This is a genomic window from Vibrio sp. YIC-376 (assembly GCF_052353105.1).
Classification (GTDB): domain Bacteria; phylum Pseudomonadota; class Gammaproteobacteria; order Enterobacterales; family Vibrionaceae; genus Vibrio.
Genome location: NZ_JBBWFK010000021.1, coordinates 18,058 through 37,391 on the forward strand (window position 1 = coordinate 18,058; position 19,334 = coordinate 37,391).

Consider the following 19,334-nt stretch of genomic DNA (forward strand, 5'->3'; position numbering starts at 1 on the left):
CGTCCAGAGGAAGCAAGGAACTAAAGATAATTGACTGAGTTTTAAGGAGCACGAATAGTACAGAAAGGGCGCAAAATAGGCAAGTGATTATTTACTCTGCACGATGGATATTTTATTTCCGACAATCCCAGAAACAACAAAGGCCGCCACTCAAGTGACAGCCTTGCAAATCAGCAGGTTAAATTGCTTATCTTACCTGAGATAGCTCTTCACGCATTTGGTCAATAACCGCTTTGTAATCTGGCTGACCAAAAATTGCTGAACCAGCAACAAACATGTCTGCGCCCGCTTCGGCAATTTCGCGAATGTTGTCCACTTTAACGCCACCATCGATTTCCAGGCGAATGTCACGGCCAGACTCATCGATCATTTTACGTACTGCTCGCAGTTTATCCATAGTATGTGGAATGAAAGACTGACCACCAAATCCTGGGTTTACCGACATCAGAAGAATCATGTCGACTTTATCCATGATGTACTGCAGATGTGCCAGAGGCGTTACTGGATTTAGTACCACGCCCGCTTTACAGCCGTGCTCTTTGATTAGCTGTAAAGTACGGTCAACATGTTCAGAAGCTTCAACATGGAAAGTGATCATCGAAGCTCCAGCATTAGCAAAATCAGGAATGATGCGGTCAACTGGCTTCACCATCAGATGAACATCGATTGGCGCAGTGATACCGTAATCACGTAGCGCTTTGCACACTGACGCACCAAAAGTCAGGTTTGGCACATAGTGGTTATCCATAACATCAAAATGCACCACATCCGCACCCGCTGCGAGTACTTTTTCTACGTCTTCACCTAGACGCGCAAAATCAGCCGATAAAATGGATGGAGCAATAAGAAAATCTTTCATACCTGACCTCAGTAGTGACGAGCAAACAGCAAACCAATTTGTGCGCAATTCTACCGAAGCCAGTGGGGAGATCCACTATTTAGAGAAAATAGTGTAAGAACTATGAAGCAGCGCTGTCTGAATCCGGTACTTTAAAAAGTGCCAGCAGTTCATCGACTTTATTGCGCCCACTGCCATTGCGACTGATAGTGCGCTTCACTTTCACTACACTCAAATCCGCACCATGGTATAAGCGGCGTGTGAGTGTCGTATCGTGGTTTGAAATCAGAACCGGAATACCGCGCTCTGTTGCGGTTTTTTCCGCGATATCAGCCAATGCCGCCTGATCATCTAGCGTAAAACCGTTACCAGCATACGAGGTAAAGTTCGCGGTATTTGACAGTGGTGCATACGGTGGATCGCAGTAGACTACGCTGCCTTTACGAGCGCGACGAAAGGTCTCTGGATACCCTTCGCAAACAAAAGTCGCTTTCTTGGCTTTCTCCGCGAAGAACTCCAGTTCCGCTTCTGGGAAGTAAGGCTTTTTGTATGACCCAAACGGTACATTGAAACCGCCTTTTTTGTTGTAGCGGCACAGGCCGTTAAAACCAAAACGGTTCATATATAAGAATGCCAGAGAGCGATACATCACATCATCAGTATTATTAAACTGTGAGCGAATACTCAGGTAAGCTTCTTTACGATTATTCTCTGCGACAAACCAACGCTTTGCTTCAGAGATATACTCTTCCGGGTGCTCTTTAAGCAGGTTGTAGAGATTGATCAAATCCGGGTTGATGTCCGCCAGTAAATACTGATCGTAGTCGGTATTAAGGAAAACAGAGCCAGCGCCAACAAAAGGTTCAACTAGCTTTCGAGCCGGTGGTAAATGACGTTGGATGTCTTCAACCAGTCCGTATTTTCCTCCAGCCCACTTTAGAAAGGCTCGTTGCTTTTTCATCTACTGCTCTATCTATCGACCCAAAATTAAGGTTGCGGAATGTAACATATTTTTCGGCGAAGCTCAGGTTTATTTCACGCGATCGATTTCGCGCTGAACTTGGCCTAAAGATTTTGCCCATGGACTGAGCGACTTAAGTGATGTTGGCAACGCGTCGACCGCATCTCGAGCCTCTTGAATCGTTGGGTAATCACGGTAAGTAATAATATACCATTCGGTTCCGCTACGAACCGTCGGATAGATACGAACTTTGTTATTCAGCTGATGCTGATCAAGGAATGCTTGCACATCTTCCATTGAGGTCATCGCGCCGAGTTGCAAGGTATAGGCTCGGGGTGATAACGCTTTCAGTTCTTCCCGTGCAAATGAAAACTTCACTACGGGCTTACTCGCGATGGTTTGCGATTCAGTACGGTTCGCAGAAGCAGCATCTGGCTTCACTACTTTGATCAACGACGAACTCGTCTCTCCTTGAACTGGAGACACTGGCTCTTCTTCTGCGGCTGGGCTGCTTTCACTATCCGATGTTTTTTCCTTTCCTTTCAACAAGGCGTCAACGACATCCGATTCAATCACAACACGCTTATGCTTGTCATCAATACCAACACTCGCCACTTCATCCGTCACCGATGGAGGCAGTGAGCCAGAATCATCACTTGCGTCTGATGAGCCTAGACCTGTTGAGCCGCCAGTCACTGAAGTCAATCTGGAGTCACTTCCTGAGCCATTTAAAGTAGGAATAGCCGTTTGCTCTAAATCGCCAGTAATTTTCTGCGCTTTATCATCAGGACTTGGTTGACTGAACATCCACCAATAACCACCAACGACCAGCAATAACAGCACCAAAACCACCAGCGCAATATTGAGAGGCTTTCCGACAATAGAGCGGATGATGACCCGTTTTTCCACTTTCATATCTCCTAATGCCATGATGTCACCCGGTATCGGATCGACTTTTTTAAATGCATCCCGAACACGCTTTTCAGAATCATCGTCCACATATCGAGCGACCAAAGACTCGAAGAAACGACGCGCTTCTACTTCAGATAACATATCGATATCTAATTCCACAGGCTTTAACTCTTGCCCATAGCTAATACGCGATAATAATCCTTCTAACCGACCAGATTGTGTGAACATTAAAACGTTGATAACCCAATTTGGTTTTTCCTGCACATGTAACACCAGTGCCCATAATTCGGAAACCAAGGTCTCACTCAACAACTGTGCATCATCAACCACGAGCGCGATATCACACGGTTCATCACCCAAGATGCGTTCCAGCGTATCGACTAAAGGCTCTTGTTGATTAAACAACGCCCCTGAAACTAATTGACTCAGAATGAGGATGCGATGCTGAAGATCATCTTGATTTCTATGACAAAGTAACAAACATTGATTTTTGTTACTTGCACCCACTTCAAGATATCGCTGTGCTAACCAAGTTTTTCCGAATCCATTGCCGCCATTAATCACAATCAGATTCGAACCAAAGTTGGTTAACAATCTCAGTCGATCTAATAACTCGGTTTGAGAGTCTAATTCCAGGACATGAGCAAAACTCATCTAGTAACCTTTAGTAACCTGTACTACACAAGAATGACGCCCAAAGGCGCCATTTCAAGGTTAAATATTCCGACCAAAATCGATAGCTTGCTTGAGCACATCCTGTGTCGTATCAGCGATGACTTCAGCTGTACCGATACCGGTAGGCAAGACTAATCTTAGCTGACCAGAAAGGACTTTTTTGTCACGCATCATGTGCTTGATAAAATCATCAAAGCTCATGCTATCCGGTGTATGCACTGGCAATTTAGCGCGGCGTAAGAGCGCCAAGATACGTTCAAACTGCTCCTCAGAAATGAGACCACGCAGGTGAGAGGTTTTAGCCGCCATCACTGTGCCAGATGACACCGCTTCGCCATGCAGCCAATTGCCATATCCAAGTTCAGCTTCAATCGCATGACCAAAGGTGTGGCCAAGGTTTAACAACGCGCGAATTCCGGACTCTTTCTCGTCCTGAGCAACAACTTCAGCTTTAATCTGACAGCAACGTGCAATGGCATAAGTCAGCGCTTCTTCATCCAGAGCGTACAGTCGGTCTAAGTTTTCTTCCAACCAAGCAAAGAACTCAGCGTCATAAATGATGCCGTACTTAATGACTTCGGCAATACCAGCCGCAAACTCACGTTCAGGTAGAGTCGACAAACAGTTGGTGTCGATGATCACTGCTTTAGGTTGGTAAAAAGCACCAATCATGTTTTTACCCAATGGGTGATTCACCGCTGTTTTACCACCAACAGAAGAGTCCACTTGAGAAAGTAAGGTCGTCGGAATCTGAATAAAGTCAACACCTCGCTGATAACACGCGGAAGCGAAACCAACCAAATCACCAATAACACCACCACCGAGTGCAATGATAACCACATCACGAGCATAACTTCCTTCTAGCAGAAAGTTCATCACTTGGTTGAACACATCCAAGTTTTTATATTGCTCGCCATCAGGCAGTTCCAATAACGATGCATTGCATCCGAGCTGCTCGAGTTGATTAAGAATTTTGTCTGCATACAAAGGCGCTACCGTGACATTGCTGATCACGACAACTTTTTGCTTTGCATTCTTGTTTGAGAGAACTTGAGAAAGGTACGCCGGGTCCTCAAATAACCCGGCGCCTATAGAGATTGGGTAGCTACGCTCTGCTAGATTGACCGTAATCCGTTCCATCGGTGTGCTCCAATTTATAAAAAGATAAAAACTTATCTCTCTTCTAGCATTTTTACGATCTGATTGGCTACCACTTTTGCACTCTGATCGTCAGTGCGAACAGTGTAATCCGCTACTTCTTCGTATAGTGGGTTACGTTCTTTAGCTAATTGCTCCAATACTTCACGAGGACTATCCGTTTGAAGTAGAGGACGCTTCTTGTCACGGTTAGTACGTGCAAGTTGCTTTTCAATTGTCGTTTCTAGGTAGACAACAATACCGCGTGCAGAAAGGCGATTACGGTTTTCTTTGCTCTTCACAGAGCCACCGCCAGTTGCGAGCACGATACCTTGCTCAAGAGTCAGGTCTTCAAGCACCGCTTCTTCACGCTTGCGGAAGCCTTCTTCACCTTCTACATCAAAAACCCAAGAGATGTCTGCACCAGTGCGTTCTTCGATCACTGTATCGGAGTCAACAAACTCCATATGCAGTTGCTGTGCTAGATGTCTACCAATTGTACTTTTGCCGGCGCCCATTGGGCCAACAAGGAAAATATTACGTTTCTCAGCCATGTTTAGCAGTAATTTACAACATTGATTCAATAAGATCGCCACAAGAAAACACAGCTAAGCCGCTGTTCTACAAGGCTTGTGGCACCAATTCCTCACAGATAATTCGTGATAAGACCCGAAATTATCCAAGCATGGTGCCACTAATGCAACTTTATTTTTGATCTAATCGTCTTTTTGCTCACTTATGGCTATTGAATAACAACCTTAGGAGTGACGAAAATTAGCAGTTCACTTTTACCAACATTTTCATAACTTCTGCGGAAAAGTGCACCCAACAACGGCAAATCACCCAACAAAGGGACTTTGTCGACTGAATTGGTAATGCTGTGTTGAAAAATGCCACCAAGTACTACTGTCTCACCGTTATTCACTAATACTTGCGTACCGATTCTCTGCGTGTCTATCGCAACCGCTTCGCCTGTGCCCGTTTTCACCACTTGCCCAGGTCTGTCCTGAGTAACGCTTAAATCCAGTACCAAACGGTTGTCAGGGGTAATCTGTGGCGTTACTTTTAAACTCAGCACCGCTTTCTTGAAGGTTATCGCTGTAGCACCACTCGACGAAGACTCTAAATAAGGTATTTCAGTACCTTGTTCTATATACGCTGGCTTTTTGTTGGTCGTAATTAAACGAGGGCTGGAGATAATCTCGGCTTTTGACTCCTGCTGTAACGCAGACAGTTCCAGATCAAGTAATGTGTCGCTACCCAGCTTAGCCACCTGGAAAGCGATGCTGGTAGCGCTTGGATTGGTGGCAGCCAGATTCACATTAAGGAAGTCATCAATACCGACACTGCTACCGTCACCACCATCTCCCTCGCCTTCATAAAGACCGATCGTTGCTAAGTTATTTTCGATCGAGCCACTAAGCGTATTATTGCCGTTGATAGAAGAGAATCCCCAGCGAATACCTAACTCATCCATATTACCTTCACGGATGGTGACAATTCGCGCCTCTATCTGAACCTGCTTAACAGGAATATCAAGTGACTCGACAATGTCTCGTATGATGTTAATGTTTTCTGGTAATTCTCGAATCAACAACGAGTTGGTACGCTCATCAATGGTCATACTTCCCCGCTCAGACAACATACTGATATTGCCTTCACCATTAATCATCTCCGCAATCTCAGACGCTTTGGCAAAATTCACTTTGATAATTTCTGACGACAGCTCCCCCATCTCCTCTTCGAGCTTTTGTTTCTCTAACTGTTGTTTTTCTCGAAGATCAAGCTCGTCCGTTGGCGCGACAAGAATAACATTGCCATCGACACGCTTATCCAGCCCTTTCACTTGCAAAATAATATCCAGAACCTGCTGCCAAGGGACGCCATCAAGACGCAGCGTCAAATTACCCTCGACCGAATCTGAGACTACTAAGTTGAACTGGTTGTAGTCGGCAATCAGCTGTAATACGTTGCGCACAGGGATATCTTGGAAGTTAATTGAAATCAGCTTACCTTCTTTCTCCAAAATGCTCTGATCAGGCACCTTATCATTTGGCTTGAGTTTACTCACTGTAATTTCAAGATAGCGTCCTGTCAGACGGTAATTATGAGTGTAGTCCTCGGTGATATGCGACACTAAACGTGTGGTTGAGGTATCGCGAAAAACTTCAATACTTTCCACTACCGTAGAAAAGTCCTTCACATCAAGCAGGTACAGCTGTTCATCTGTCACTGAGGTGTTCAGCAAGTCAATGCTTAAGCCTTCCTGCACCCGTTTAATATCGACAATCGCGGCCGGTGAAGTGAGCTCAACAACAATAACAGCATCTTTTTCTTTATTGGTGCGAAAGTCGATGCTCTTCAGAGCATTAGATGACATATCTTCTGCCGCAGCCAAAGGGGCTAAAAATAAAAACAACCATAAGGATAAAAGCCCAGTTAGCATCCTTGGTGTACGTGTTAATCCTTGTCTCATTTTCATTACTCAATATCAAAAATAAATGCAGGTATATCTATCTCAAAGCCAGCTTAACTTTACGTTTTTGCCAACACCCCAAACCATCAGGTAGGGTTTCATTGATCAGTAAATAGGAATGGGTAACCTGAGTGACTTTGCCGTTGTTTCGTCCCAGATACTGTCCTGGAGCTACTTTGTATACCGTACCGTTCGGGGCTTGCACCAGACCAGCAACAGTACTGCCAATACCCATTACCCCTTTCAGGCGCAGTTGGCTTAACGGGAAGTGCTCTAGCTTGCCTGAACGCGCTCTGCTGGGTGGCTGCCAACAATCTGTCCTCGCAATAGGCTGAGTGGCTATCGTCGCTTCTTGGGGCAGTTCAAAAGGTGCGCGCATTACTTTCGGAGCATAAGTGACCGCGATGTAATCATCGGCTGGTTTAAGTTTCTCTACATCGCGCCTTGCCTGATTTTCGATATCACGAATATAGTCAGACAGCGAGTCATCATTAGCCTGACATCCCACCAGCAATGACCCGATCAAAACCATCAGCAAAGATTTACTTTTCATCTTTCTTTTCCTCTGGTTTGAACTGGTAAGTATTCGCTCTTACACGAAAGTGCAACGTTTCACTTTCTTGACTGACACGCTGCCAAGTAACGTCTTTAAACGTGATAATGCGTGGCAAGGTGGCAATCGCTTGCGAGAAACGGCCAATATCATGAAAATCACCCGTTAACTCGATGTTAAGTGGCAATCGATATAAGAAATGCTCAGACTGCTTTTCTCCCCAGTCAATTCGGGTAAAAGTTAACTTGTTATCGATACCCAACTCATTCACTGATGCCAACATCGTCGCTAACTCTTTCTGAGCAGGCAGTTGCTGCAGCAGCAACTCGTAGCGTGTTGTCAGTTCATCCAACTGGGATTGAAGCTGAGGCAATGCGGCGACCTTATTCGCTTTAATCCGCAATGCGACTTTCAATGTTTCCTCTTGTTGAATAAGTTCATTCAGGCGCTCTCCTTTAGGTACCAAATAAAACCAGTAACCCAGCCCCTGAAGCAGAAGAACTAACAAACCAATGGTGATCAACTGAGGGAGTAAAGGCCACTCAGCGATTTCATCCATTTCCAGCTCTTGCCAATTAACCATTCTCGCCTCCCTCTACCTTCTCTATCGCCTTGAATATGAAGGACACCTTAAAGGTCTGAAATTCTTTGCCGAAACGCGCTTTACCATGAACAATGGAGTGCATTTCTACGTCCAGTAGTTTTGCTGAACGCTCCATGTTATCGAGCATAGTTGCCAGACGAGGTGTGCTATCTGAAATGCCTGATATTTCAATTTCCAGATCATTCATTTCGATCTTGTCGACATACACGCCTTCTGGAATGACGGAAGGCATCAGGTTCATAAACTCGGTGGTTTTGTTGCGTCCATTTTGCAACCCTTCAACCACCTTCAGACGCTCTAAGATCTTGCTGTGCTCTTGCTCTGCAATTTTCATTGCTTCGATACGTTGATCGAGCTCAGCGATATAATGAGTGAGATAATCAAGCCTCGCTTGCTGCTGGTCTTGCTGGTATTCATAGAACTTGCCAATGCTCCACTGAACACCTACCGCGACAAACAAACCTAAAACGATCAGTCCTACAAAGCGACGACGATGTTCTTCCCTTTGATTGTCCCGCCAAGGTAATAGGTTAATGCGATACAGCACGTAGACCTCCTAGCCATTGAATACCCCGCACCGCAAGTCCGGCGGCAGTGGAAAAGTGATGCCAATCTGCCGCCCGACGCTTACGTTTGGAAACGTTCATGTCAAACAGCCCTAGCGGATTGAGTAACTCGCACTCCAACGCTAATTGATGAGATAGCTCCTCCGCGAGCATGGGAGTCGCAGCTCCGTCTCCAGACAACCAGATTCCTTTGATATTTTGTGAGCCATTAATGGAGGTGTAGAGTTGTATCTGACGCTTCACGCGCTCGACCATCTGACGGTTGAACTGATCCGTTTGGGAGTGAGCGTCATCAGAAAGTAATGCTTGTTGAGGGGAAGCTGTTGTAGAGCCCGTTCCACAGGCAAACTCTTTGTGAAACAATTCACCTTGCTCGGTAAACATGGTGAACGAGCTCGCCTGCGTACCAATGTCCAGCAATCCGTATTTGTTCTTATCCGGAAAACGTTCCGCCGCCAGCTTCCATATCTGACCTAAACTTTGCGAATGGACGTCTACAAGGACAGGTTTAAGGCCAGATTTACGCAGTGCGTCGACGCGACTCTCGACGACATCTTTACGGGTAGCAAACACCTGATAACTGTCTGCCCCTCGTAAACTTTCTTCGGAGTTGAGGCGGACAAAATCAAGGCTCAGCTCTTCCACAGGGAAAGGAGACTGGTGAGAAAATGCCTGTACCACGGCATACTCAACCTCGTTTTCTTCGATGCTTTTCTCAATGTGCAGCTTCTTGCTGATCACCGCATTGTCAGGCACTGAAATTGCCACTTTTCTCGCCCCGAAAGGCAGCTCTTTTTTTATCTGCTTTAGGGTATTTACAATTTCTTGATGATTTATGGTGTTATTTTCAGCGACAATACCATCCTTTAGTAATATTTCTTTGTAACCCAATAAGGCGTATTGATCGCCACTGGGTTTAAGTACTACGGCTTTGAGGCTGTTATGGCCAATATCTATGCCGGTAACGATTAGCTTATCCATCTCTACTCTCGCTCCGAATTTTATTCGCGCAAAGGTTGTTATTAGCACCCAAATAAGAGTTAATATCTCTACGTGCTAAATTTTTGACCTAAGAGTACAAGGGTTTGCCGTTACACAGCCTCAACCAATCAGGGATTCTCCGGTGAAGTTCATAAAGCGTTTATTTTTATTAACATTGATTTGCATAATTCTTGGAGTCACCACTATTTTTGGCTTCTATCAGTACGTGAAGCCTGAATTGCCAGATGTTGCAACTCTAAAAGACGTTGAATTACAAACACCTATGCAAGTGTTTAGTCAAGACGGGAAGCTGATCGCACAGTTCGGCGAAAAGCGTCGTATTCCTGTCACTTACGATGAAATTCCTCAGGATTTAATTCATGCGTTAATCGCAACCGAAGACAGCCGTTTTTACGAGCACCCTGGTATCGACCCAATCGGTATCACTCGCGCTGCCGTCGTGGTTGCCATTTCAGGTTCAGCCAAGCAAGGTGCAAGTACGATCACACAGCAACTTGCACGTAATTTCTTCTTATCGAATGAGAAGAAGCTGATGCGTAAAATTAAAGAAATTTTTATCGCGATTCATATTGAACAGCTTCTGAGCAAGCAAGAGATCATGGAACTTTACGTTAACAAGATCTTCCTTGGCTATCGCTCATATGGTTTTGGCGCAGCAGCACAAGTCTACTTTGGTAAAAGCCTCAACGAGCTGACTCTAAGTGAAATTGCAACGCTTGCTGGTATGCCAAAAGCACCATCAACTATGAACCCAATCTACTCGTTAGAGCGTGCAACTAACCGTCGTAATGTCGTGCTAATGCGTATGCTTGACGAGAAGTACATTACCCAAGAGCAATACGACGAAGCACGTAACGAGCCTATCGAATCACGCTACCACAGTGCAGAAATCGAATTGTCTGCACCTTACGTAGCTGAGTTAGCTCGCGTATGGGCAGTCAAAGAATACGGTGAAGAAAAAGCTTACACGTCTGGCCTGAACATCTACATGACAGTAGGTTCTAAACTGCAAAGTGCAGCCAATGCTGCAGCAATAAATAACCTTCTTGCATACGATGAACGCCATGGCTATCGCGGTGCAGACAAAGTGTTGTGGAAACAAGACGAAAGCGCTTGGAGCACTGAGCAAATTGAACAACACCTTCAGAAGCAACCAACATATGGCGATCTTTCTCCAGCTGTCGTTATCAAAGTCGAGGGCCAAACTGCTCAGATTTTGGTGAAAGACAACCATGAGCAGACTATCCCATGGTCAGGTATGAGCTGGGCGCGTAAATATCTGACCGATAACCGTCAAGGCTCAGCACCAAAATCCGCGCAAGACATTCTTGCTGTGGGTCAACAAGTGTGGGTTCGTGAAGTGAACTCAGGCAAAGACGACGGTAATACTGCTCATAAGTGGAAGCTGAGTCAGGTCCCGAGTGCCAATACGGCGTTTGTGGCGATGGACCCTGAAAATGGTGCCATCCTGTCACTGGTAGGTGGTTTCAACTTTGTTCACAGCAAATTTAACCGTGCGACCATGTCTGTACGCCAGGTTGGATCGAGTATCAAACCCTTCATTTACTCTGCAGCACTGGATAAAGGTCTGACACTGGCGACGCTGGTCAACGACGCGCCGATCAACAAATGGGACGCAGGTTCAGGCTCTGCGTGGCGACCAAAGAACTCTCCACCAACATACAGTGGCCCTACTCGTCTTCGCATTGGATTAGCCCAATCTAAGAACGTGATGGCAGTCCGTACCTTGCGCGAAGTAGGTTTGGATGAAACTCGTCAATACCTTACTCGTTTTGGTTTTGATATTAATGAAGTACCTCGATCAGAAACTATTGCTCTCGGCGCTGGCAGTTTGACGCCAATGAAAGTCGCGCAAGGCTATTCAGTATTTGCAAACGGTGGTTACTATGTCGAGCCGTACTACATCGACCACGTTGAAGATGCATTCGGCGAAGTGCTGTTTAAATCGAATCCTAAGAGTGTCTGCCATCAAAATTGCCCGCAAATGCTAGAGCAATTTACTCAAGATCGATACGCCGATGAGTTTGGTGAGCAAGATGTCGCTATTGAAGGTTTCAACAACAATGGTACATCTGACGCTGACAGTGATGAGCCACAATATGCTCCTCAGGTCATTTCTGAGCAGAATGCATTCCTGATGCGTGAAATGATGTACAGCAATATTTGGGGTGGCGGTAGCTGGCGTGATGGTACTGGCTGGAATGGTACTGGCTGGCGTGCCCAATCACTGGAACGCAGGGACATTGGCGGTAAGACCGGTACAACCAATGACTCCAAAGATGCCTGGTACAACGGTTATGGACCTGGTGTTGTAGCTGTTGCCTGGGTTGGCTTTGATGATCACTCACGAGCTCTGGGTCGTACTACGGTGAACGGTAATCTCGGTCAAGGCCAAGTTTCTGGCGCTGAAGCTGGCGGTAAAACAGCCGAGCCAGCTTGGATCGACTTTATGCGTGTTGCGCTTGAAAACACACCGGAGCAGAGTAAACAGGTTCCAGACAACGTTGTGCAAGTACGTATCGATCGTAGCAGCGGTATGTTGACCGACAACGCAGATGGCAGCTCTATGATGGAGTACTTCGAGAAAGGTACAGAGCCAACCCAATACGCAGGTAGCTTACTGGAAGACAGTATTTACTCCAGCGGAGGCGGAACAACAGAAGAGTTATTCTAGTCTGCAATACAAATAATATAGGGGAGCCAGCGGCTCCCCTATTTGCTTTCTAAAACGGGTTGTTTCAATTAAGCGGCAATGCTTGATGGATAGTTTGCCAAAATATCTTTTATCTTTTTCGCTAATGCTTCAAAACGGGCGCGCAATGGCGATCCTGGGCGGTATACCAAGACAATCTTACGCGACGGTGTCGGATTCACCGCTGGGATGTAACAGACGCCATCTTTTTGCTTTTCATTAGGAAGCGATAACTGAGGTAATAACGTTATCCCACCGCCAGCCGCTACCATATTACGCAACGTCTCCAAACTTGTTGCTTTGAACCGCTCGTCGTCTTTTGCGCCAGCAGCAAAACAGAAACCTAATGCCTGATCACGTAAGCAGTGGCCATCACCCAGCGCTAATACTGTCTTACCTTTTAGGGACATCATATCGACACACTCCAACGATGCCCACTCATGATCACACGGCACTGCCACACTTAACGGCTCGTTATACACTTCAATTTCTTTAAACGGAGCCGTTTCTGCTACCGAAGCCAATACCAAACAATCCAGCTTACCGTCTTCCAACTGATGCACCAACTGCTGGGTCTGAGCTTCATGCAGGAACAACTCCAGCTCCGGAAATTCTACTTTTAGATCTGGAAGAATCTTAGGCAGTAAGTAAGGGCCAACGGTTGGTATAAAACCAATGTGTAATGGTCCGGTCATCGCACCGTTTTGACCACTGGCCATGTCCTTAAACATCTTCACTTCAATTAAAATACGTTTTGCTTGATCCACCAGTTGCAATCCGGAGTCGGTAAACAGCACACGACGACTGCTACGCTCCAGAAGCGTTGTTCCCAGTTCGTCTTCTAACTTACGTATTTGTCCACTGAGTGTCGGTTGGCTTACAAAACAAGCTTCTGCAGCTTTGCGGAAGTGTTTGTGCTCCGCTAGCGCGACTAGGTACTCAAAATCCCGAATATTCATAACACACGATTCGCTTATATCTAGTGATAGTTAACACCTATCAAAACCATAACACTAAACGATTACAGCTATCAAAATATTTTTACAATAATAACCCCAACCAAACAGGAAAATATAAGTCTGACACTCGTTTATTTAAAAGAATTTTAAGGGATAATATGTTGATATCTAAAGAAGGTCAAAACGTACCACAAGTAACTCTACCTACACGTCAAGGTAATACCTGGCTTAACCTAACCTCTGATGAACTCTTCAAAGATAAAACGGTTATCGTATTTAGCTTGCCGGGTGCCTTTACTCCGACTTGCTCTTCAAGTCATCTGCCGCGCTACAACGAACTTTTTCCAGTCTTCAAAGAGTTTGGTGTAGATGAAATTCTATGTGTATCGGTCAATGATGCTTTTGTCATGAACGCATGGAAGCAAGAACAAGAAGCCGACAACATTACCTTTATTCCAGACGGCAATGGTGAATTTACGGATGGTATGGGTATGCTGGTTGATAAAAGCGAACTGGGCTTTGGCAAGCGTTCTTGGCGTTACAGTATGCTGGTGAAAAACGGCGTGGTAGAAAAAATGTTCATAGAGCCAAACGAGCCAGGTGACCCGTTTAAAGTTTCTGATGCCGATACAATGCTCAACTACATTGCCCCTGATTACAAAACTCAGGAATCCATTACGGTATTCACCAAACCCGGTTGCCCTTTCTGTGTGAAAGCAAAACAGAATCTTATTGATAAAGGCCTTCAGTATGAAGAAGTCATTCTGGGTAAAGATGCGACGACGGTAAGCCTGCGTGCTATTTCTGGCCGTACCACCGTTCCTCAGGTATTTATTGGTGGCCGCCTCATCGGTGGCAGTGAAGAGCTTGAAACCTACTTAGGCTAAATTTCGTTGGGGAAGGCTTAGCGCATCCCTGAAAGTTAATAAGTGAAAAGCCTCGTCATCGGACGAGGCTTTTCACTTTACGCGGCCATCATGGCATAACGACTTACCAGGACAATAGCTGTCAGTCCAATCGTAAAAAAGCCACCAGCAACACCCAGCGCCATCTTGAATTCTGTCGACATGATTCCTTTCCTATTTTGAGTCTGATGACAAATCATACATTAATTACGTGCCACAACACTAGAGCAAATCAAATTTTGCATTTTTGCAGATATAATCTCAGCAACTAAGATTAAGCACGAAAAAACGAAATGATAGGCTTTGAATAACCTGAGTGCAGGTGATGAAAACGTGGAGATGTCTAATGAATTGTCATCGTTGCCAAACTCACTGGTTTTGGCAAAAGCTCGGTCGCTGTCAGCGCTGTATGGATCAACTGACTGTACTTTCTGTCTTATGTTGGATTATTTGGTGGTTTGTATTTAAAGATGATCCACAAAGCATTGAATCGATCGCGTTGATCTTTGCTGGATTCGCGTTCAATGGATTGCTGTTTCTACACTTATGGATGCGCTTTGTCATCTTGCCGTGGCAGCGTCGACGAGACAAACAGAATAAAGACAATCGTCACTCAGACGGCAGATAGAAAAAAGCCCCAAAATCAATCTCGATTCTGGGGCTCTCTTAGATTCTTCTAAGAAAAAGCAGTGGTACTTTAATAGACCCTGCTTCCTCTCGAAGGTTCCATATTTTTTCGATTTTTTTAGCAAATACTTATGTAACAATCCCTGAATTAAGGTATGTCATTGAATGCTAATAGAATCGAATATCTATGCTACATGACTTTTCTGGATCAACTGCTCCATCAGATTGATCTCTAGAGCCACTTCATCACAAGCATGCTGACGAGGGCACTGGTCACAATCTTTCAACACTTTCTCCGGTAAAAGTGATTTAGATGTTGGTAGGAATTTCTGCTTCATAAAGAACTCAGGCGTACGAGTTAGCACAAATACCTTTTTGATTGCCATTTGGCGGGCTTTATCCACCAAGTAGTTCACTATCGCACTACCCTGCCCCTGACCTTGCCAGCCAGCTTCAATGCCTAAAGAGCGAATTTCAGCCAGACCAGAATCATAAACGTAGAGTGATGCACAGCCTGTGACCTCACCATGATGCTCTGCGACCGCAAATGAGCCGATATCGCGAACCAATTCATTACGTGATCTTGGGAGATTTTCACCCAGATTAGCCCAGTAAGTAATCATACCTTCAAGGGTTTCAATGTCAGTCAAACGTGCAGGACGTACTTTTACAGCTGAGTTATCACGTTGGCTTAGACGTTTATCTGCCTGATCAACCGCATAGGCTACTTGCTGTGGTGATACACCACCAAGAGCACAACGTTTTTCCAGACAGGACTCAATGGTCAGAATCTCGTATACGTCGTCTTCAATTACCTCTGAGAATACTTTCAGCTCTTGCAGAGAAAGTTCTTCAAGCGCGCAACCTTTCTCAATAGCACCCACAACTGCCACACCGACGATATGGTGTGCTTCACGGAATGGAATACCTTTAGCTACCAAGTAGTCTGCCAGTTCTGTCGCGTTTGCATAGCCCTGCTTCGCAGCTTCCAGCGTTCTTTCTCCATTGACTTTGATACCGTCGAAACACAACGCTGCCATTTCCATACAGTCGTTCCAGGTATCTAACGCATCAAACAAGCCTTCTTTGTCTTCCTGCATGTCTTTGTTGTATGCCAGTGGTAGCGCTTTTACTGTCATCATCATGCCAGCCAGAGCACCGTATACACGACCTGTCTTACCACGAATTAGCTCAAGAGCGTCTGGGTTTTTCTTCTGTGGCATCAGTGATGAGCCAGAAGTGACCGTATCCGCCAGTTCAATAAAGTTAGATTCGCCTGAGTTGTAGAAAATCATATCTTCAGCCAGACGTGAAAGGTGCAGCATTGAGATAGAAGCCACTGACATCAGTTCCATCACATGGTCACGGTCTGATACTGAATCTAGCGAGTTACGTGTCGCACGATGGAAACCAAGATTATGAGCCAACTGCTCACGATCGATTGGATATGCAGTACCAGCAAGTGCACCAGAGCCCAGTGGGCAGGTATCTAAACGCTGAAGAGCGTCGCTTAAACGTGAGTGGTCACGCTCAAACATTTCCACATATGCCAGACACCAATGCGCAAACGTCACAGGTTGTGCACGCTGAAGGTGAGTGTAGCCGGGTAAAACGGTTCCTTGGTGCTGCTTTGCGACATGTACCATTTGTGATTGCAGACGGTCTAAAGCAATCAATAACTGCTGACCTTGCTGACGACACCAAAGCTTAAGATCGGTAGCCACCTGATCGTTACGAGAGCGGCCAGTGTGAAGCTTCTTACCCAGATCGCCTACTTTACCGATAAGTTGCTGCTCAACCCAAGAATGGATGTCTTCTGCATCAGAGCCTAGGATCTGATGAGGGTCTTCCATCACCTCAAGTTTCAATTCGTTTAAAGCGAGTTCAAGCTTCTTTTGCTCTTCTGCAGATAAGACTCCAACAGAAAGCAGTGCTTTAGACCATGCAATTGAGCCTACAATATCTTGCTCAGCTAATCGGTAGTCGAAACGCAACGAATCGTTGAATTCTTTGAATCTGGTATCTGCTGCTTGGGTAAATCTTCCGCCCCATAATGCCATTGCGTCTCTCCTGGTGACTATTGCTTACTCTAACGTGCTCTAATTAGTGATGACTAAATTGATGGTCATTTACTCACTTTTTCTTATAGGCCAACGTTACGACAACTTGGACAAAAAATAAAGTATAAATTCAATATTTTTACATATATATTCACTAAAAACTGATTTCATAGTGATTACAGTTGCTAAATACAAAAAAAAGACCTGCCACTCAGTGACAGGTCTTTTCCTTCAGCAATGAAATATAATTATTTCTTCTGGCTGTTCAACGCACGGATACGGCTTGATAATGAGTAAAGACGGATGAAACCACCAGCATGGCTTTGGTCGTAAACCTCATCTGCACCAAACGTTGCAAACTCTTCTGAGTACAAGCTATTGTCAGAACGTTTTTGAGTAGCAGTTGCCTGACCTTTGTAAAGCTTAATAACAACTTCACCGTTCACATCTTTAGCAAGCTCTTCAGAAGCTGCAAGGATAGATTTACATAGTGGAGTAAACCAACGGCCATCGTACACAAGGTGAGAAGCCTTAAGACCTAGTTCCTCACGGAATTCAAATGATGTCTTATCAAGCACAAGTTGCTCTACAGCACGCAGCGCTTCCATCATGATAGTGCCCCCTGGAGTTTCGTAACAACCACGAGACTTCATGCCTACCAGACGGTTCTCAACGATATCGATACGACCAACACCGTGTTTTGCACCTTTCTCGTTTAGGTAAACCAGAGCGTTGTAAGGCGTCATTTCTTGACCATCGACAGCAACAACCGCACCTTTTTCAACTTTCAGTGTTACGTATTCTGCTTCGTTTGGTGCTTGCTCAGGATCAACGGTCCATACCCAGCAATCTTCGTTTGGAGCATTCCAAGTACTTTCTAGCACACCACCTTCTGTAGAAATGTGCCATGCGTTTGCATCGCGAGAGTAGATCTTGGTAAGAGACGCTGAACAAGGAATGTTACGTTCAGCCAGGTAATCCAGACATTGCTCACGGCTAACCAGATCCCATTCACGCCAAGGAGCAATAACATGCAGATCAGGAGCTAGTGCAGCAAACGCACCCTCAAAGCGAACCTGGTCGTTACCTTTACCAGTACAACCGTGACACAGCGCATCTGCACCTACTTTACGAGCTACTTCTACCTGCGCTTTTGCGATGATTGGACGCGCCATTGAAGTACCTAGTAGGTATTTACCTTCGTAGTATGCGCCTGTTTTTAGTGTTGGGTAGATGTAGTCCGCAACCATTTCTTCTTTAAGGTCAGCGATGTAACACTCTGATGCACCAGATGCTTTCGCTTTCGCTTCAATGCCTTCTAGCTCTTCTGCGCCTTGGCCCACATCAGCGACAAACGCAACTACTTCACAGTCGTAGTTCTCTTTTAGCCACGGGATGATTACTGAAGTATCTAGACCGCCTGAGTATGCGACTACTACTTTTTTAACGTTCACTTTGCTCATTTTTTTCTCCAAATTTAACTGGCTCTGCACTCGGCGGTCAGTGCCAACTACTTCCTAATGTTTAATTCTTTAAATTTTTTGCTGCGACTTTATTGAGGCAGAAATTGCGTACCAATACTTTGACCAGCAAATAGCTGTGTCAGTTTCTCTGGGTAGCGCCAGGTTGCAACTTCGATAGGACGACCAAGATCATTGGCAGCCTCCAAAGCGGCTTTAACTTTGACGATCATTCCGTCGGTGATGACATGACCTTCGATCAATGCATCAGCTTCTTTCTCTGATAAGCTCTTGATCAAATGACCTTTACCATCCAAAACACCACTCACATCAGACAGCAGAACTAACTCCGCATCTAATGCACCAGCGACAGCAACAGCAGCTTGATCCGCATTGACGTTCATCATCTGACCTTCTTTTGTCAGACCAATTGAGCTGATGATTGGTAGTGCACCCGAGTTTAAGATCGCTTGGATCAGTGTTGAATCACCCGGAGAGGCTTTACCTACTGCACCCAGTTCAGGATCGAGTTCCTCAACCTGACATAAGCCGCCGTCCGCTAAACTCAGACCTACTGCGTTTAAACCGTCAGCAATAGCCTGACCTTGAAGCAGCTTGTTTGCCGTGCCAGCTAGTGCACCAGCGATGATAGGAATCTGGTCATACGGTGTAACTCGTAAGCCGTGCTTCTTTACGGTTTTGAGTTGCAACTTACTCATCAACTCATCCACTAAGTAGCCACCGCCGTGAACGATGGCGATTTGTCGCTGTGCCGAATTTTGGTAAGCCGCGATGGCACCAAAAAGTTGGCTCAAGGTTTTTGTGCAAGATAAAGCTGCACCGCCTAGCTTAATGACTAATGGAGCTTGATTGGTTTGCGTCATTG

Annotated in this window: 17 protein-coding genes; 3 read left to right on the forward strand and 14 right to left on the reverse strand. The window is 45.4% G+C overall.

Annotation, left to right across the window (positions count from 1 at the left end; translation table 11 throughout):
* Nucleotides 1-187: 187 nt before the first annotated feature.
* The 10 genes from rpe to pilM form a co-directional block, all read right to left on the reverse strand.
* A complete protein-coding gene (rpe, locus tag WJM94_RS22580; protein ID WP_444496416.1) occupies nucleotides 188-859 on the reverse strand; it encodes a ribulose-phosphate 3-epimerase in 672 nt (223 codons plus the stop codon).
* A gap of 100 nt (nucleotides 860-959) precedes the next feature.
* On the reverse strand, nucleotides 960-1,799 hold the full coding sequence (locus WJM94_RS22585; protein WP_444496417.1) for a Dam family site-specific DNA-(adenine-N6)-methyltransferase: 840 nt from the start codon (nucleotides 1,797-1,799) through the stop codon (nucleotides 960-962).
* Nucleotides 1,800-1,868: 69 nt separating this feature from the next.
* Nucleotides 1,869-3,365, reverse strand: coding sequence for an SPOR domain-containing protein (locus WJM94_RS22590; RefSeq protein WP_444496418.1), 1,497 nt, complete (start codon nucleotides 3,363-3,365; stop codon nucleotides 1,869-1,871).
* A 60-nt stretch (nucleotides 3,366-3,425) separates the two neighbouring features.
* Nucleotides 3,426-4,526, reverse strand: coding sequence for a 3-dehydroquinate synthase (gene aroB / locus WJM94_RS22595; RefSeq protein WP_444496419.1), 1,101 nt, complete (start codon nucleotides 4,524-4,526; stop codon nucleotides 3,426-3,428).
* A gap of 32 nt (nucleotides 4,527-4,558) precedes the next feature.
* Nucleotides 4,559-5,077, reverse strand: a complete 519-nt coding sequence (gene aroK / locus WJM94_RS22600) for a shikimate kinase AroK (protein WP_444496420.1) — start codon at nucleotides 5,075-5,077, stop codon at nucleotides 4,559-4,561.
* A 188-nt stretch (nucleotides 5,078-5,265) separates the two neighbouring features.
* Nucleotides 5,266-7,005 carry a type IV pilus secretin PilQ gene (locus tag WJM94_RS22605; protein WP_444496421.1) on the reverse strand — a complete coding sequence of 580 codons (1,740 nt, stop codon included), beginning with the start codon at nucleotides 7,003-7,005 and terminating at the stop codon, nucleotides 5,266-5,268.
* A gap of 31 nt (nucleotides 7,006-7,036) precedes the next feature.
* Nucleotides 7,037-7,552 (reverse strand): pilus assembly protein PilP, encoded by a 516-nt coding sequence (locus tag WJM94_RS22610; protein WP_444496422.1) that lies wholly within the window; start codon nucleotides 7,550-7,552, stop codon nucleotides 7,037-7,039.
* Nucleotides 7,542-8,135 (reverse strand): type 4a pilus biogenesis protein PilO, encoded by a 594-nt coding sequence (locus tag WJM94_RS22615; protein ID WP_444496423.1) that lies wholly within the window; start codon nucleotides 8,133-8,135, stop codon nucleotides 7,542-7,544. The genes WJM94_RS22610 and WJM94_RS22615 overlap by 11 nt, the downstream gene beginning before the upstream one ends.
* Nucleotides 8,128-8,703: a PilN domain-containing protein gene (locus WJM94_RS22620; RefSeq protein WP_444496424.1), complete on the reverse strand. Its 576-nt coding sequence runs from the start codon at nucleotides 8,701-8,703 to the stop codon at nucleotides 8,128-8,130. Before WJM94_RS22620 ends, WJM94_RS22615 begins: the two co-directional genes overlap by 8 nt.
* The gene (pilM, locus tag WJM94_RS22625) at nucleotides 8,687-9,703 is read right to left on the reverse strand and encodes a type IV pilus biogenesis protein PilM (protein ID WP_444496425.1); all 1,017 of its coding nucleotides are present in this window, start codon (nucleotides 9,701-9,703) and stop codon (nucleotides 8,687-8,689) included. The genes WJM94_RS22620 and pilM overlap by 17 nt, the downstream gene beginning before the upstream one ends.
* A 142-nt stretch (nucleotides 9,704-9,845) precedes the next feature.
* Between pilM and WJM94_RS22630 the strand changes: the two genes are divergently transcribed.
* Nucleotides 9,846-12,419, forward strand: coding sequence for a penicillin-binding protein 1A (locus WJM94_RS22630; RefSeq protein ID WP_444496426.1), 2,574 nt, complete (start codon nucleotides 9,846-9,848; stop codon nucleotides 12,417-12,419).
* Nucleotides 12,420-12,487: 68 nt separating this feature from the next.
* Here WJM94_RS22630 and oxyR read toward each other — a convergent pair whose 3' ends face one another.
* A complete protein-coding gene (oxyR, locus tag WJM94_RS22635; RefSeq protein ID WP_444496427.1) occupies nucleotides 12,488-13,396 on the reverse strand; it encodes a DNA-binding transcriptional regulator OxyR in 909 nt (302 codons plus the stop codon).
* A 158-nt stretch (nucleotides 13,397-13,554) separates the two neighbouring features.
* Between oxyR and WJM94_RS22640 the strand changes: the two genes are divergently transcribed.
* Entirely contained in the window at nucleotides 13,555-14,283 is a 729-nt protein-coding gene (locus WJM94_RS22640) for a redoxin family protein (RefSeq protein ID WP_444496428.1), read from the forward strand.
* A gap of 364 nt (nucleotides 14,284-14,647) precedes the next feature.
* Entirely contained in the window at nucleotides 14,648-14,929 is a 282-nt protein-coding gene (locus tag WJM94_RS22645) for a DUF3624 domain-containing protein (protein ID WP_444496429.1), read from the forward strand.
* 184 nt (nucleotides 14,930-15,113) lie between these two features.
* Here WJM94_RS22645 and argH read toward each other — a convergent pair whose 3' ends face one another.
* The 3 genes from argH to argB all read right to left on the reverse strand — a co-directional run bounded on the left by argH (nucleotide 15,114) and on the right by argB (nucleotide 19,332).
* Complete coding sequence (gene argH, locus WJM94_RS22650; RefSeq protein WP_444496430.1) at nucleotides 15,114-16,988, reverse strand: argininosuccinate lyase; 1,875 nt, start codon at nucleotides 16,986-16,988, stop codon at nucleotides 15,114-15,116.
* A gap of 248 nt (nucleotides 16,989-17,236) precedes the next feature.
* Complete coding sequence (locus tag WJM94_RS22655; protein WP_444496431.1) at nucleotides 17,237-18,451, reverse strand: argininosuccinate synthase; 1,215 nt, start codon at nucleotides 18,449-18,451, stop codon at nucleotides 17,237-17,239.
* A gap of 89 nt (nucleotides 18,452-18,540) precedes the next feature.
* Nucleotides 18,541-19,332 carry an acetylglutamate kinase gene (gene argB, locus WJM94_RS22660; RefSeq protein ID WP_444496432.1) on the reverse strand — a complete coding sequence of 264 codons (792 nt, stop codon included), beginning with the start codon at nucleotides 19,330-19,332 and terminating at the stop codon, nucleotides 18,541-18,543.
* Nucleotides 19,333-19,334 lie beyond the last annotated feature (2 nt).